This window comes from Marinarcus sediminis (SeqCode) (genome assembly GCF_048571275.1).
GTDB lineage: Bacteria > Campylobacterota > Campylobacteria > Campylobacterales > Arcobacteraceae > Marinarcus > Marinarcus sediminis.
Map to the genome: position 1 here is coordinate 1,969,418 of NZ_CP182357.1, position 16,389 is coordinate 1,985,806.

General features: G+C 32.9%; 15 protein-coding genes. 4 read left to right on the forward strand and 11 right to left on the reverse strand.

Features of this window, described 5'->3' with window-relative positions; genetic code table 11:
- The first annotated feature begins 62 nt into the window (after positions 1-62).
- Positions 63-560, forward strand: a complete 498-nt coding sequence (locus ACNI3C_RS09995) for a hypothetical protein (RefSeq protein ID WP_419769653.1) — start codon at positions 63-65, stop codon at positions 558-560.
- Here the strand turns inward: ACNI3C_RS09995 and ACNI3C_RS10000 are convergent.
- The 6 genes from ACNI3C_RS10000 to bamA form a co-directional block, all read right to left on the reverse strand.
- On the reverse strand, positions 520-2,157 hold the full coding sequence (locus tag ACNI3C_RS10000; protein WP_419769654.1) for a transglycosylase SLT domain-containing protein: 1,638 nt from the start codon (positions 2,155-2,157) through the stop codon (positions 520-522). The two genes, ACNI3C_RS09995 and ACNI3C_RS10000, sit on opposite strands and share 41 nt — an antisense overlap.
- Positions 2,158-2,176: 19 nt before the next feature.
- Entirely contained in the window at positions 2,177-2,458 is a 282-nt protein-coding gene (locus ACNI3C_RS10005; RefSeq protein ID WP_419769655.1) for a YggT family protein, read from the reverse strand.
- Complete coding sequence (gene gltX / locus ACNI3C_RS10010) at positions 2,455-3,717, reverse strand: glutamate--tRNA ligase (protein ID WP_419769656.1); 1,263 nt, start codon at positions 3,715-3,717, stop codon at positions 2,455-2,457. Before gltX ends, ACNI3C_RS10005 begins: the two co-directional genes overlap by 4 nt.
- Position 3,718: 1 nt before the next feature.
- A complete protein-coding gene (locus tag ACNI3C_RS10015) occupies positions 3,719-4,960 on the reverse strand; it encodes a M16 family metallopeptidase (protein ID WP_419769657.1) in 1,242 nt (413 codons plus the stop codon).
- Positions 4,961-5,027: 67 nt separating this feature from the next.
- Positions 5,028-6,086, reverse strand: coding sequence for a dehypoxanthine futalosine cyclase (locus ACNI3C_RS10020; protein WP_419769658.1), 1,059 nt, complete (start codon positions 6,084-6,086; stop codon positions 5,028-5,030).
- On the reverse strand, positions 6,086-8,305 hold the full coding sequence (bamA, locus tag ACNI3C_RS10025; protein ID WP_419769659.1) for an outer membrane protein assembly factor BamA: 2,220 nt from the start codon (positions 8,303-8,305) through the stop codon (positions 6,086-6,088). The genes ACNI3C_RS10020 and bamA overlap by 1 nt, the downstream gene beginning before the upstream one ends.
- A gap of 118 nt (positions 8,306-8,423) precedes the next feature.
- On the opposite strand from bamA, the gene ACNI3C_RS10030 reads away from it, so the two are divergent.
- The 3 genes from ACNI3C_RS10030 to ACNI3C_RS10040 are packed head-to-tail and all read left to right on the forward strand — an operon-like array spanning position 8,424 to position 12,298.
- Positions 8,424-9,254, forward strand: a complete 831-nt coding sequence (locus ACNI3C_RS10030) for a prephenate dehydrogenase (protein WP_419769660.1) — start codon at positions 8,424-8,426, stop codon at positions 9,252-9,254.
- A 23-nt stretch (positions 9,255-9,277) separates the two neighbouring features.
- The gene (locus tag ACNI3C_RS10035) at positions 9,278-10,333 is read left to right on the forward strand and encodes a substrate-binding domain-containing protein (protein ID WP_419769661.1); all 1,056 of its coding nucleotides are present in this window, start codon (positions 9,278-9,280) and stop codon (positions 10,331-10,333) included.
- Between the two features lie 3 nt (positions 10,334-10,336).
- Positions 10,337-12,298: a LuxQ periplasmic sensor domain-containing protein gene (locus tag ACNI3C_RS10040; protein WP_419769662.1), complete on the forward strand. Its 1,962-nt coding sequence runs from the start codon at positions 10,337-10,339 to the stop codon at positions 12,296-12,298.
- Here the strand turns inward: ACNI3C_RS10040 and folP are convergent.
- Genes folP through ACNI3C_RS10065 form a run of 5 tightly spaced genes read right to left on the reverse strand, consistent with a single transcriptional unit; the run spans position 12,295 to position 16,344 of the window.
- Entirely contained in the window at positions 12,295-13,431 is a 1,137-nt protein-coding gene (folP, locus tag ACNI3C_RS10045) for a dihydropteroate synthase (protein ID WP_419769663.1), read from the reverse strand. The two genes, ACNI3C_RS10040 and folP, sit on opposite strands and share 4 nt — an antisense overlap.
- Positions 13,428-14,072, reverse strand: a complete 645-nt coding sequence (locus ACNI3C_RS10050; RefSeq protein ID WP_419769664.1) for a DNA polymerase III subunit delta' — start codon at positions 14,070-14,072, stop codon at positions 13,428-13,430. The genes folP and ACNI3C_RS10050 overlap by 4 nt, the downstream gene beginning before the upstream one ends.
- Position 14,073: 1 nt before the next feature.
- On the reverse strand, positions 14,074-14,628 hold the full coding sequence (locus tag ACNI3C_RS10055; RefSeq protein ID WP_419769665.1) for a HobA family DNA replication regulator: 555 nt from the start codon (positions 14,626-14,628) through the stop codon (positions 14,074-14,076).
- A 2-nt stretch (positions 14,629-14,630) separates the two neighbouring features.
- The gene (locus ACNI3C_RS10060; RefSeq protein ID WP_419769666.1) at positions 14,631-15,839 is read right to left on the reverse strand and encodes an aspartate kinase; all 1,209 of its coding nucleotides are present in this window, start codon (positions 15,837-15,839) and stop codon (positions 14,631-14,633) included.
- Between the two features lies 1 nt (position 15,840).
- Entirely contained in the window at positions 15,841-16,344 is a 504-nt protein-coding gene (locus ACNI3C_RS10065) for an RNA pyrophosphohydrolase (RefSeq protein ID WP_419769667.1), read from the reverse strand.
- Between the last annotated feature and the right edge of the window lie 45 nt (positions 16,345-16,389).

The window sequence follows — 16,389 nt, forward strand, 5'->3', positions numbered from 1 at the left end:
CTAAATGATGGTTAAAGTATCTTTAGTGTAAAATAATAAGATAATAATATTTAAGGGTATAGATGAAAAAATATTTTTTTGCACCTCTGATTTTATCAAGTTTCTTATTTGTGGGATGTACTCCACCGATGGCCATGACACATTTTGAGAAAAACAAGTTGTATTCAAACGCGTTACAATACACTAAAAAAGCAGATATTCTTTTTCAAAATGAAGTTAAAGTTATGATGAATGTTACCTATCTTAACTCAGTGGATTCCATGTGGGATAATGAGTATGAAAACTTTATAGTAGGTGTTTATGTTGTTGAAGATGAAAATCATAAAACGGAAGATTTTTTAAGCCAAGAAGCGTTTAAACTGACACTCAATGGCAGAGAGTATATTTCAAAAGAGTTTTTGGATAAAAACCACAAAATGTTAAATAATATACCATTATTTAACAGTTGGGCAAAATATTATGTGATCAAGTTTGAAAAAAACAGTGAAGATACAACGTTGGTTTTAACGCTAGAAAACACTACTTTTGGTAGGGGTTCTGTAAGCTTTCGACCAAACTAGAAAAGCGTAAGGGATGTTTCTTATCCAAGTGATTTTTATAAATATAGTAGTTGGCTAAAACTTGTTTCCCGTAATGTCTTGATTCATCAACAGAAACAAGTTCCATACTTAAATAGGGTTCATATCTTTTTTTCATATTTGAAAACAGACCACTTCCCAACATTTTTTTGCTAAAACCAATTCCACCATTGTAAGCATACGCAATAAACAGAGGATGTTTTAACTCTTTTTTTAAATAATTTAATTGATAGTTGGCAAACTTCAGATTTTGTTTAATATTAAGCATCTCATTAATGTCATACTTCTCTTCTTTTAACTCTTTCGCAATATGTTTGCTTAAAAAAGGCATGATTTGCATCATCCCCATGGCATACGAAGGTGAAATCGAAGAGGGAATAAAATGGGTCTCTTGTTTTGCAATGGCGTATATTAAGGCCTGTTTATCCAAATCATAATCGATGATATACTCTTCATAAGGAGTTATAAAATAGTTTCGTTGAAATTGATAATATTTTTCATAAATAAAAGCGAGATAAGGGAGTGTATCTTTATTGTTGAATTTTTTTTCATAGCTTTTTAATTGTGTTTCATCGACTGTTTTTAACTCTTTGAAAATTGGAATCCAGCTGAATGGATCAGCAATATTGTAACTGTTTTTTTCTTTGTTTTTTTCAAGTTTAATATCATAAATGATATTGTTGGGCTTTTTGTTTAAAGCTTCAAGTGCAAACAGGGAATAAATGTTGATATTTGAACTGTTGCTTAATTCTTCTAACAACTGTTTGTCTTGAGTGAGCTGATATTTCCAGAAAAGCATTTTATCTTTGTCTGAACGCAGATAAGATTGATCATAGGCTCTATTAAAATAGTTGAGTGCCAACTCATTTTTGTCATGAATTAACGCATTTATTCCAAGATAAAAAAGCCCATTATTCGTGAGATTTTGACTTTGAAAATTCTCCAATAACGACTCTTGAAGGGCATTCAATTTTGGATTGGTCACAATAAGAACGATGGTTCGGTTGATGGCTGCATCACCTAAAAGCTTATCCAAGGTACTTTGAGGTAATTTATAATTAAAATAGTTTTCTCTGAAGCTGTTTCCACATTGATTAAAGGTTTTAAAGAAGACTTCTTTAGGGCTTGCTGTGAGTTTTGTAAAGGGAAGGGGTGCGTTTAAAACTTTTAATATTTCAGTTTGAAAGGGGTATTTCTCTTTTAATTTTGAAATGGCTAATAGCTTCTCTTGGTATGTTAATAAAGTGGCTTTATTGACCGAAAGTCCTGCAGCAATACAATCACTGTTGGTTGCAACAAGTTCAGATGCTTTTGCTTGCATACACTGCATGATGGCATAAGTTTCATCATTTTTAATTTTTTTTGCGTATGCAAAAAAAAGTATTTCATTGACATTTCTGGCTTGTTCTAGGGCCAATGCGGCTTCATTGGGGGTAATGTCTTGTTGTAAAAATTGCCAAATATAAAAGTTTTTTGCATAACTTCTTGGTTTTTCATTGAGCCAATCAAGGGTAATGGTGTTTGAAAAAGCAAACAAAGGAAGAGAGGTAAGCAGACATAACAGAAAAAATCTGTTCAAAGAGTACTTACCTTTCATCTTACATCATTCCAGCAAATAATCTTCCTAAAAATGTCTCTAGAAAAATAAGAATAAAAATAAGAATAACAGGTGCTAAATCCATTCCACCAATAACAGTAGGAATGAATCTTCGAATCAATGCGTACGCTGGTTGAGTAAGTCTTTCTAACATTTGAACAATCGGGTTATATGGATCGGGTCTGACCCAACTTAAAAGTGCTGAAATAATAATCACCCATTTGTACAGAGTAATGATGCTAATAATTACAACTGCAATTGAGCTTATAAGTGCTTCTGTCATTTTATGATTTCTCCTAAGTAGTTTTTAATTAAGGGATAAATATCTCCCAGATTTGGGCCTGTATTGGCTCCTGTTAAAATATATCTCAATGAATCATCTTTGAGGTTTATTTGTTCTGTAGCGTATGTCTTTAAATCATCAAATTGTTCAAAGAAAGGGGCCGATTGTAAAACTTTTTTGAGGTGTGCAAACTCCTCTTTGGAGTCATTCATGCTCTCTTTTGGAGAGAAGATAGCATCAATTTTTGCTTTGATCTCTTTGATAGTAGTGCACTCTTTTAAATAAAGTTTTCCCAATTTCCCAATATCTTCATCGGCAAAACCTAATATTTTAGAGAGTCTCATGTCATCAATAAATTCTAAATGTTTTTGGTTGATAAATCGCAGCTTATTTATCTCAAATTCAACAGGATTTTTTGAAAGCTTGTCAACACTAAACCAAGAAATCGCCTCTTCTATGGTAAAGATTTCAGTGGGGGTTATATTGCCTAAAAGTACCAAATAATTAGCAATGGCTGCAGGCAAAAAACCTTCTTCAATAAGCTCTTTTACAGTGACAATATCATCTTTATTTGAAATGAGAGGCAAATGAGTATAGGCAATCTCTTTGTCATAGCCCAATGATTCTCTGATATGAATTTGTTTGGGAGTATTGGATAAATTATCTTCTGTAGTTATAACTGTAGTGATATCGTAGAGCATATCGTCTACGGAAGAAGCATAGTTGTACGTAGGTGTTTTATCATGCGTTAAAATGGTAAATGCATCAACTTCAAAAGGTTCATACGTGAATGCACCTTTGAGTGAATCGTTGAATTTAATTGCGTGTTTGGGTTCTTGAATTCGTACTCTAAATGGTGCATTGGTATTTAAAACAGTTTCATCGCTCAATGTTGCACAAAATCCATCATAATGGTATGGTTTTTCATTGGTTTTAGCCTCTTCTTTTAACTCTTTGAGTTTCTCATCTGAGCAAAAGCAGGAGAATGCTTTTTTTTGTGTCAGAAGTTGCATCGCCATTTTTTGATGATATTTTAAGTTTTCACTTTGATACGTTATTTGAGCATATTCGATTGAAAAAAGTGCCAAAATTTCAAGGATTTCTTTCTCTTTCCCTTCGATATTTTTTTCTTTATCAATATCTTCTATTCGTATGAGTAATGTTTCATTTAATTTTTTTGACATTATATAATTAAATAGGGCAATTCTTAAGTTTTCAATGTGCATGTCAGCTGTTGGGCTTAGGGCAATTCTTAACAAGTTATTTCCTTACGATTGAAAATGATAAATTTTGAATTTCGTTATGAGATTTGATAAAGGCATTTAACTCATCTAAACTCAATTTTTCTATATTATTTAACTCTTGTTGTGCAAAATCGGGATCCAAACCTCTATAATAATAAGTAAAGGCTCTGTTAAGGCGTTGGCTGAGTGTTTCTGTTCTGAGTGGTTCACTCCCACTTAAGAATTTTTTGGCACTGTCTAACTCTTTTTGTGTCACACCATTTTTTACAAACTCTTCTATTAAACTTTTTACTAACTCTTTAGCTTCAGTAGCACTTTCCAGTTTGGTTTGTAAATAACCCGTAAAATAGGTGTGTGATTTATTGATAGAAATAGAACCATAGGCGCTGTATGCCAAGCCTCGTTTGACTCGTATCTCTTCCATGAGTCGACTGCCAAAGCCACTGCCTCCAAGAATAAATGAAGCCACTTTTGCAATATAGTTCTTTTTGTTTTGGGCCTCTAGGTGATAGGGGCTTCCAAAATAGATATAAGCTTGTTGTGTATCTTTTATCTCTTCATGAACAGAGGGTTTTTCTTGAGCTTGAATAATTTGTAACGTATTTTCATTGCCATTTGGAATGGATAACAAAATATCGTGAATACTTTTTTCTAATTCTGTAAAAGAAAAATCTCCTCCAGCAACAACAATCAAATTATTCAACGTTATGGCATTGTGTATAAAGTTTTTTACATCTTTCAGTTTTATGGTGGATATTGATTGAATGGTTCCATTTGAAGAGTTTTCTAAAGGGGTACCTTTAAAAATTAATTTTTTTAAATTGTTTTGAGCAATATAATCAAAATCGTTCTCTTTTCGTTTTAAAATACCCATTTGAGTTGTTTTAATTTTATCCAAAGTGTTTTGGGTAAAATTGGGAGACTTTAAAAGTTTTTCAAGCAGTTTTAACGCTGTTTTTGATTCGCTTTTTAAACAGGAAAGTTCAATGACAAAGGTCTCAAAACCATTGGAAGTCTCTAAAGAGATGGCTTTGCTCTCTAATTTATCTGCAAATTTAATGCTTCCGAGCTCTTTTGTTCCTTCATTTAAAAGCTTAGCACTGATGTTAGCAATACCACTTTGTTTTTTATCTTGCATATAACCTGAGTTTTTAAACACCAGTTGTAAGTTGAAAGTGGGCAATGAGTTATCTTGTTCAAAAATAATGGGTATAGAAGTTGTGTCATTAATGGCAATATGTTGAATTGTTGCACTCATTAAAAATCCTTGTGTAAATAATAATATGGGTAAAATTTTAAAAAGTAAGGTTCCGTGCTTTCGCATCTTAGAACCTCTCTAGTATGTCATAAGCAGTGTTTCTTTTTGCTGGTTTTTCACCGATGTCTTTAATCAGTCTGATCATCTCTTCTTGATTCATTCTGTTTTTGGCTCCAGCAGCGGAGACGACATTCTCTTCCATCATGGTGCTGCCTAAATCATTGGCACCAAACTTAAGTGCCATTTGTCCAATGTAGCTGCCTTGAGTCACCCATGAACTTTGAATATTTTTAAAATTATCTAAATATAATCGTGCCACAGCAAGCAGTCTTAAATAACGGTTCGATGATTGAGGTTTCAAATGGGGCATCTCTTGAAGCAGTTTGGTATTGGCACTTTGAAATGACCACATAATAAAGGCTCGAAATCCACCCGTTTTATCTTGTAAATCTCGTATCATTTCCCAATGTTTGATGATCTCTTCATTGGTTTCAACCGTTCCAAACATCATTGTGGCGGTTGTTTTCATATTGATGCTGTGTGCTGTTTCATGAACTTTAAGCCATTTTGCAGCATCCAATTTTTTAGGGGCGATGATGTCTCTTACTCTGTCACTTAAGATTTCAGCTCCAGCGCCTGGAATTGAACTTAACCCCTTTGCTTGAAGTCTTGTTAACACGTCCAAATAGTTGAGTTTTGACACTTTAGCAATATAATCAATCTCGATTGCAGAAAAAGAGTGCAGAGTGATTTGTGGAAACTTGGTGTGAATGTGTTCAACCAAATCTTCATAAAAATCAATTTTAAGCTTAGGGTGCACGCCCCCTTGCATCAATATTTGCGTACCACCAATTTTTAAAAGTTCTTCTATCTTTTCATCAATTTGGTCATATGAAAGTACATAAGCATCTTCATCTTTCCCGTGTCTGAAAAAAGCGCAAAATTTACAATCCACAAAACAGACATTGGTGTAATTGATGTTTCTGTCCACAACAAATGTTGTGATTTGTTCAGGGTGAAGTTGTTGTTTTTTAGCAAAAGCCAACTCGCCCAGTTCTATTAAAGGCATGTTTTCAATTAAATCTAAAGCCTCTTCATTGCTTAATCTTCTGTTTAAATCCATCATTAAAAGCTTGTTCCTAAACTGAATTCAAAGGTTGATGTTTTATCCCCTGGTTCATCATCCAATGGTTGAGAGAAGATAAATTGCAGTGGTCCAACCGGTGAAATCCACTCAATAAGTGCTCCTGTACCACTTCGTTTAATCTGAGAAAAATTGTCTTCTCCAATCATCCCATAATCATAAAAGACTCCCCATCGCATTTTAGCCGAGGGTACCAATGGAAAGTTTAATTCAAAACCATTGGAAAAATAGTTTTTGTATGGATTGTCAACAGCTGAATCTTCTGGTCCAAAAGCATACGATTCATATCCTCTTAATGATTTAGGTCCTCCTAAATAAAAGGTACTTCCTTGCGGAATCATACCGTTATCAATTAACATTTTAACTTGACCTCGGTATCTGAAAACAGCATCCCAATCAAGCAAATTTTCTAAAGAGTAGTAATATTTAAAATAGGTTGAAGTCTCAAAATATTCGGCATCACCACCAATACCCGCAATCTCTAAAGAGGTTCCAGCTTTAAATCCACTTCTTGGAAAATAGTAATCATCGGTACTGTTGTAATTGATATAAGGTGTAATTGAACTGACAAGATAAGATTGGTTTTTTCGTGCGGTTGTCCCGGTATAACTCTCATCAACAGAATCAAAGGCATATTTTAATCCTCCATAGAAGTTTCTGAAAATCTCTTTACCTGCCCCCACAGAAAATCCAACAGTATCTTTGTTTAATGTATAGTTGTCATAATCGATTTCAAGGTCATTCCCATGTGCTTCAACACTTCCATTGTAAGCACTGTCTCTGATGGCCGGGTTACTTAACGAGATAGAGTTATTATTTCGTTTGCTTGAGGTATCAATTGAAAACCCAAGGTTAAGACCTGAACCAAAAATATTTCTGTCTTGAATAGAGGCATTGATGATGAATCCATCATACGACCCATATCCCCCACCTAAAATTAAAGAACCCGTTGATGTCTCTTTGACTTTGACAACTAAATCCATTTTATCTTCAGAAATTCTTTTTTGGTCAATCGTGACATCTTCAAAAAAACCATTTCTTTTGAGTTTAGATACCGAGTCGTTATAGTCAGTTAAACTGAACAAATCTCCATGGGCTAAATAGACATCTCTTCGTATAACTCTATCAAGTGTTCTTGAGTTTCCTGAGATAAAAACATCATTGATGTATACTTTTTTACCTGGAATGACAGAGTAGACAACACTGGCTTTATTGGTTTTGGTATCTTTTTGAATATCATATTTAACTTCAGTAAAGGCATACCCTAAATCGGCAACGGCTGTTTTAATATATTCAGCATCTTCTCTGAGTTTTTTAAGGTTAAACACTTTGTCTTTTTTGAGTTTTAATCCCTCATAGAGTGTTTTAGGATCTAAAATTGAGGCATCCAAATAAATTGTAATATTATCGGTGATATATTGAGGTCCCTCTTGGATATAAAAATCCAGTTTTGCTTGATTGGAAGCAAAATCAACCTTTAAAAAGGGAGGTTTTACTTTAGAGTCTAAGTAACCATGTTCAAAATAGAGTTCATTGATTCTTAGGTTTTCATAAGGAAGTTGATCAATTTTCGCTTCGCCATCGTTTTGACCAAACCACCAAGTGATAAAATCCTCCTCTTTATTGGCAGTGACTTGTTCAAAATCACTTTCATCTAAGTTTTCAGATCCATAATAATTGACTTTTTTAATGATGATTTCATCACCTTTATTGACTGCAAGTGAGACAGACACAGAGTTTTCACTGAGTGTTTCAATTTCAACTTCTACAACAGAGTTAACATATCCCTCTTTTTGCAGTTCTTGTAAAAGTGATTCTTTTGCTTTTTGTATTCGTGCTTTTGTATACATGGTTCCTTTAGATAAACCAATTCTTTTTAGGACTTCGTCAATATCTTCTTGTCGTGATTTATAGCCTGTCATCTCCACATTTGCAATGGATGGTTTTTCAACAAAATTAAACTCAAGAATACCATTGTTGTTGATTACTGTTATGTCATCAAAATAACCAAATTGATAAAATTCTTTAATGGCACTATTGACCTTATCTATGTCTAATTCATCGCCTTCTCGTATATTTATGGTTTCGCTTGCAATTTTTGCTGAAACTTTTGAAAGGTTGTTAAATTCAATTTTTTGTATGGTTTGAGCACTCAGGGTTGAAGCCAAAGCCAGGCACAGTAAAGTTGCATTTTTTTTCACAGTTATCCTTAGTATTTACGAATATGTATAAAATAAAGTAGCTAATATAACTAAATAAAGTTTATAGGATGGTTAAGATATAATTTATTTCAATATATTATTAATAAGGTTAAATAAAGTGAATATAGGAATAATTGGGCTTGGATTAATGGGGGGCTCTATTGCAAAAGCAGTAAAAAAATATGGTATTGCTAAAAATGTTTATGGATATGTTAAAAATGAGTCAACAAAACAAGAGGTTTTAGAACTTAATTTAGTGGATGAACTCATGGATATAAACACACTGAAAATAAAATCAGATGTGATTATTTTGGCCATTCCTGTGGATGCCATTATTGAACTGTTTCCTCAACTGCTCGATATTTCTAAAGAGACAACCATTATAGATTTAGGTTCAACCAAAGAGTATATTGTCAATAATATTCCCGAACAAATAAGAGAAAATTTTGTCGCAGCACATCCAATGACTGGAACTGAAAAATTTGGACCAAAAGCAGCCATTGATGGTTTATATGAGGGTAAAACAACGGTTTTATGTAATTTAGAAAAAAATGAAACTCAACATGTTAATAATGCACTGAGAATTTTTCAAGGCATTGGGATGAGAATTGTGATGATGGATGCGAAAGATCATGACATTCATGCGTGTTATATGTCTCATTTGCCGCATGCTATCTCTTTTTCATTGGCCAATACTGTGATGAATCATGAAGACCCCAAAGCAATTTTAGCATTGGCTGCAGGTGGATTTAAGGATATGAGTCGTGTTGCTAAATCCAGTCCTGCTATGTGGAGTGATATTTTTAAACAAAACAGAAAAAATCTTTTGGTTTCATTTGATTTATTTGAAAAGCAGATGAAACAGGTTCGAAAAATGGTTGAAGAAGAAGATTATGAAAATTTGAAACAGTGGATGAAAAAAGCAAACAGTTTGCATGAAGTATTGTAGTAAAATTTAAAAAAGGTTGAACCATGAAATATTTAATGTTAGGTGCTCTTTTTGTAACTTGGGCTTTAGGCAACTCTTTTTGGACAATTGATGAGTTTTTACAAATCAATCCGCAAGAAAAATTCAGAATGCAAACATTTGATAGAATTGTTCAAAGTGATGCGGTTGCTTTAAAACAAAAAAGAGAAAAAATTAAAATTTCAATGCTGTATCCAGGTAATCAATTGACCGATTACTGGACAAGAAGCCAGAAGTCTTTTGAAGCAAGACTTAAAGAACTCAATATTCCGTATGAAATTAAGCCTATTTTTGTGGATGAAAATGATGTAAAAAAACTGCAGCTTAAATTAAAAGAGCTTTTGGACAGTAAAAGTGATTATCTTATATTTACATTAAATATTGATGGGCATAAAAAATTAATTTCACAAATTATTACCAATAAAAAACCAAAAATCATTTTGCAAAATATCACCACACCACTTAAAGAGTGGGGAAACAATCAACCTTTTATGTATGTGGGGTTTGATCACATAGAAGGTACAAAATTACTGGTGCAATATTATAAAAAGAAGTTTCCAAATGGAGCTAAATATTTGATGCTTTATCACAATGAAGGGTATGTCAGTCAAGTCAGAGGAGACAGTTTTATTAACATGATGGGTGCACAATATGATTTAAAAGGCTCTTATTATACCTATGTTAAAAAAGATCTGGCAAAAAAGATAGTATTAAACTTTCAATCAATTAAAGATACCGATTTTATTTATAATTGTTCTACTGACATAGCTATAGGTGCGAGTGAGGCAGTAAAAGCGTTACAATTAGAGAATAAAATTCTTTTAAATGGTTGGGGTGGGGGAAGTACAGAACTTGCTATGATTGAAAATCATGATTTAAATGTAACGGTAATGCGAATGAATGATGATAATGGTGTAGCAATGGCCGAAGCAATAAAATTGGATTTGTTGCAAAAAAAAGTGCCATTAATTTATTCTGGAAAATTTGAATTGGTTGATGACAATTTTAGTGCGCAAAGCATTGAATTATTAAAAAAACAAGCATTCAGATACAGCAAATAAATCATGAAAACAAATTTTAAAATTGGCATTAAAACTCTTTTTTTATCTTTAACTCTTTCAACGGTTATTTTAATCGTTGTTTTGTCGTTTGTACTTTCGCAAAGAGGCATCAATAACATGCTTTTCAGTGAATCTCAAAAATATTTTAAGCAAAGTATTCGATTGGCCCAAACCATTTTTGATTATGAAGTGGAGAAGATAACGTCAGTCGTTAATTCAACCTCTTTATCAAAAGAAGAAATTGATGCAATCAACACTCAAAATATTGACTTCCTTGAAGAGAAATTGAATAAATCAATTTTAAAATCGATTGATTTCAGTGCCATTTTACCTACAAAATATGACAAAGTTGCTTTAGGAGGATTCTTTTTATATGACATTCATCCTTTAATAAAAGAGCTAAAACGTATAAAAACAGCTGGAATAAAAAAAAGTTTAATTAAAATTGACTCCAATGGAAAACCTTTGCTTTTTTTGGTCATTACTAAAGGTATCATTGATAAACGTACGGGAGAGATTATTGGTATTTTTGCAGGGGGTGTTGAATTACAAAATAATATAAAAATATTGCAAGACATTAAAAAAAATACAAAACTTGAAACCATATCTTTTTTCTATGAAGATGCTGAAATATTGAAGGAGCATGCTTTAAATGAGAAAAAAATCAGTTTAGAGAGTATTCAGCAATACAATACGTTGATTCACTCAAAAAAAGCTTTGAATGTGATTGGTTATCGTGCTTCTTTAGATTTTGATTCTCAATACAGTTTGTTAAATATTAAGATGATTTTAAAAAATGACTCTTTAAATAGCATAAAAGATATTTTAATAAAGGACATTATTTTTGTCTCTTTTATCACTATTGTAATTGTTATCTTGTTTGTTTTATTGATCAATAAACTCTTAATTAATCCCATTGAAAGCTTAAAAATTTATGCAAAAGATTTTTGTAATAATACCCATAAAAACAGTGAAACATTAGATTTGAGAATTTCAGAGTATCAAGAACTTTCCAACTATTTGCGATCACTTTTTATGCAACTTTTAGACAATCAACAAAAACTTCTTGAAGCAAAAAATAAAATCAACAGTGACATGCAAATGATTCAGCATTTGAATGACAGTTTGGAATCAAAAGTTCAAGAGAAAACAAAAGAGTTACACATCTTAAATGAAAATTTAAAACTTAAAATCAAAATTGAAGTTGAAAATAATAGAAAAAAAGATAAACACTTGATTCAGCAAGCCAGATATGCGGCATTGGGTGAAATGATTGGTAATATTGCTCATCAATGGAGACAACCTTTGTGTGCTATGTCAGCTTCAATGAGTGCCATTAAACTTCAAAAAGATTTGAATATATTAACCGACAGTACGTTTGATTATTATTATGAAATGATCATTAACAATGCAGATTTTTTATCTGAAACCATTAATACATTTAGAACATTTTTTAAAAATGATTTAACCAAAGAGAAGTTTAATATTCACAACTCTTTAAAAAGTACTTTACAAATTATTAATGCGGCCTACAAAGAGAGTGATATAAAAATTATCATGGAATTCTCTGCTTTAGATTTGATTGCAAAAGGAAGCAGCAGTGAACTTTCTCAAGTATTTATTAACATTTTGAACAATGCCAAAGATATTATGGTTGAAAAAGAGATTCCCGATAAAAAAATTGCAATTGTAACTAAGATTGTAGAATCTGAAAATTTGATTTACATTTATGACAATGGAGGAGGGGTATTGCCCTCTATCATTGAGAAAGTTTTTGACCCTTACTTTACGACCAAACATAAAAGTCAAGGTACCGGGATTGGTTTATATATAAGTAAAGAGATTATTGAGAAAAAGTTTGATGGTTTTTTGACAGTGGATAATCAAATCATAACAATCCAAAATGAAGTCTTTGATGGGGCATGTTTTACTATCTCTGTTCCTGTTTATAAAGAGGGAAATTAACTGTTTAAAATGGCTTCTTGGACTTTGATGGCTTGAAAATGCTCTTTAACATCATGGCATCGTACAATTGAAGCTCCTTTTTTAATCGCTTCTAAGTGAATGGCCAAAGTACCGGGAAGTCTTTGCTCTATTGTAGAAGGCACAATTTTATCAATCATTGATTTTCGACTCGCCCCAATTAAGAGTTCATAGCCAAAAGATCTGAAATGATGATGGTTGTTGAGCAGCTGTAAGTTATGCTCTAACGTTTTCCCAAAACCAATGCCCACATCTAAAATAATATCTTTGATGCCAAAATCTTTTGCTTTTTGAACTCTTTGCTCAAAAAAGTGATGTATATCCAGCATTAAATCATCATATTGCGGATCTTCTTGCATGATTTGAGGGCTTTTTTGCATATGCATAATCACAACCGTTGCATCATATAAAGCTGCAATTTTAGCCACTTCATCATTTTCTAAACCGGTAATATCATTGATAATAGTAAACCCACAATCCAGCGCATATTTTAGAACTTCAGGGGCATATGAGTCCAAAGAAAATTGGGCTTTTTCAAAGAGTTTTTCTTTATAAATGAGATCCAAAATAGGTTTGATTCTGTTTAACTCCTCGTTTGATGTCACTGCAATGCTGCCAGGTCGACTTGAAACTGCACCCAAATCAATAATATCTGCACCATCTTCAATCAAACTTTGCATTTTTAAAATGGCATTTTCTCCTACAAACCGACTGCTTTTAAAAAAAGAGTCTTCATTGGCATTGACTATTCCCATTATTTTAGTGGGAGCTTGGGGAGGTTGTAAAAAACGTTTTAAATCTTTTGCAATTTGTTTCAAGCCAAAAGGTTGGGCTAACTCTTTGACACTTAAAACTTCGAGTTGTTTGCTGTTGGCTATGAGTATGGCATTGACATATTTGTCCCTTGCAACAATAACACCCGTAGGAACCGCTAAATCTGCACCTATTGAAAGGGCATCTTGTTTTAAAATATTGGCAGCTCCCACATGAAGATTTTTAATAAAAATGGTGTGCAATTGAGATTTCTTTGAGAGAATTTTAATACCACTTTTATCACAATCCAATGCTTCAAATATTTTTGCTGCATCGTTGATTGCTATTTCATATAGGGTCATTGTCTGCTCTTGTGCTTTGTATGGACCAGTGTTAAAAGAAGCGTTGTAAGTACGCTAATGGGTCTTGAATTTAAATCTAAAAGTTTGATTGAAGTAGAAAAACTTTCCAACTCTTTTTTTGAGAGTTTTATCTTTTGTTGATTGACTTTATACATCAAAGACTCAACCAACTCTTTGGCATCTATCTTAGATATTTTTTGATTTTGTTTTAAAAAAGCATAGGTCTCTTTTAAGTCCAATTTGGCAATATCGATTGAAGAGGCTTCTTTATGGCTTTTTACTTTTAAATATTTTAGTGGAACTCGTGAAATAATTGTAGGTAAAAGTGAAGATTTTGACGTTGTTACTATGATAAAAACAATATTTTTAGGTGGCTCTTCTAAGACTTTAAGCAGAGAATTTTGTGCTTCTTTTCTAAATGTTGCACCACAAAGAATAATAAACTTTGGGGAGTTTGAAGCAATGTACGCCTCTTTTATGGCGGCATTGGATTGTGCAATTAAAAACTCATCTTTATCGCTTTGTTCGTTTTTTATGACACGACTAGAGTGAAGAGGGAGTGTTTTGACCAACTCTTGCACGGTTGTATTGATGTCATTGACAACTAAAATTGAAGATGAGTTTATATTAAATGCTGACATCTTAATTCTCTACATTGACTTCTGCAAATAAAGTTGCACTTAACGTTTTGTTATAGAGTCTGAACATTTGTAAAAGTTTCATGTCCAAAGCTTCATCGTTACTTCTTAAATTAAACGCATCTTGTCGCTCTTCATCAAAAAGCCAAAGAAATGAGTTTTTGCTTATTTTTGGGATGGTTGATCGTATATCTTGACTTCGCCCAATGTACCAAAAGCAGTATCCATTGGGAAAAGAGATATTGAGCATATCTTTGATAAAACTGATGTCCTCTTCTGATTGTTTGGGATTATCAATTTGTCGATAGAATGCTTTAAAATCATAAAAAGGCAGAAATGGACGATTGAGTTTGCTGTGGTTGATATTGGTTAAAATATACTCTAAAAACCACTCTCGTTCTTTATCTGTAATAATAATTACGGAACGATTTTTATCCAAAAGATTCACTACAGATTTTGCAACAAGCGGTGTCCACTCATATTTTTTCTCTTCCAACCAAGGAGAGATGAGTTTATCTTCTCGTATTGTGTCAATGGTCCAATTTAAAAATTCTTGCACGTTTATTTATCCAAATCGTAAGCTTCATGTAAAGATCGAACAGCAAGTTCTGCATATTTTTCTTCAACAATCATTGAAATTTTAATTTCACTCGTTGAAATGATTCTTATATTGATGTTCTCTTTTGCTAAAGCAGTAAAGGCCTTAGATGCGACACCTGTATGAGATTTCATTCCAACACCAACAACAGAGACTTTACAAATTGAATCATTATAGTCAATGTTTCTTGCTTGTTGTGCAAATGTGTTCATAACAGTTTTACACGCTTCTAAGTCTGTTGTAGGAATGGTAAAGTCTAAATCTGTTTTTCCATCAACACCTACGGTTTGTACTATCATATCCACATTGATATTCGCATTTGCAAGCGCAGTAAAAATAGTAGCTGCAATGCCAGGTTTATCTGTAACCCCATACATTCCAACTCTGACTTGATTTTTGTCCAATGCAATACCGCTTACTAATGGTTTTTCCATAATATTTTCTTCCTTCGTGATTAACGTACCTTCAACTTCTGGTGTGAAGCTGCTTCTTGATACTAAATTTACATTTAATTTTTTTGCCATTTCAACTGATCTGTTTTGTAATACTTTTGCACCTAAAGAGGCCAATTCCAACATCTCATCATATGAGATTTTTTCCAATTTTTTTGCTTTGGGCTCAATTCGAGGGTCAGTAGTATAAATTCCATCCACATCGGTATAAATTTCACACACATCCGCTTCAATCGCGCCGGCAATTGCAACAGCAGTTAAATCACTTCCACCTCGTCCTAAGGTAGTAACTCTGTTTTGTTCCGTTACACCTTGAAATCCAGCAACAATAACAACTTTCCCCGCTTTAATGGCATTTTTCATATTGGTTGTATCAATGGATTGAATTCGTGCTTTCATAAATGACGCATCCGTTACAATGCCAGCTTCTCGTCCACTCATTGAAGTAGCAGGGTATCCTATGGCATTTAAAGCAATCGATAAAAGAGCAGATGTCACTCTCTCTCCTGAACTTAACAGCATATCCATCTCATGCGCAACGGGAACTTTTGTATATGTTTCCGCATACTCAATCAGTTTATTTGTCTCTCCACTCATTGCAGAAACAATTGCGATAACGTCGTGGCCTTCATCTTTTATTTTTTTAATAATTTGTGCCACATTTTGAATTCTGTCCAGTGTTCCTACACTGGTTCCACCAAATTTTAATACTTTTAACATATTAAATATAACCCTCTTTTCTAAAATATTTTAAAACTTGTTTATAGACCGTTCGTTTAAAAAACGTAATATAGTCGTATATATTATTTGTAGGTACAAATTTAAACTCACTGAATTCAGGCGTATGGTGTGTATCAATATTGATTTTTGCACCGTGTTTTAATTTTACCAAATAATATTTTTGTATTTGACCATCATAAGGTTTCATCTTTTCGGCAATTGCTGGTGGAAATTCATAACTCACCCATTGAGGATATTCTGCTACAATCTCAATATCAGATGTACCAATCTCTTCTTCCAGTTCTCTGAAAAGTGCTTCTTTAGGAGTTTCACCTTCATCAATACCCCCTTGTGGAAACTGCCAAGCATTTTCTACATCGGTTCGTGATGCAATGAACACTTCGCATTTTTCAGGGTATCTTGCTGAGAGTACAATTGCTGCTACATTTGGTCTATAGTGTTTATCATTTGTTTGTGTGGGTATTTCGTCCGTTTTATCAGCCATAAATAACTTTTTCCTTATAATTAAGGCTTTATTATATTAAATTTA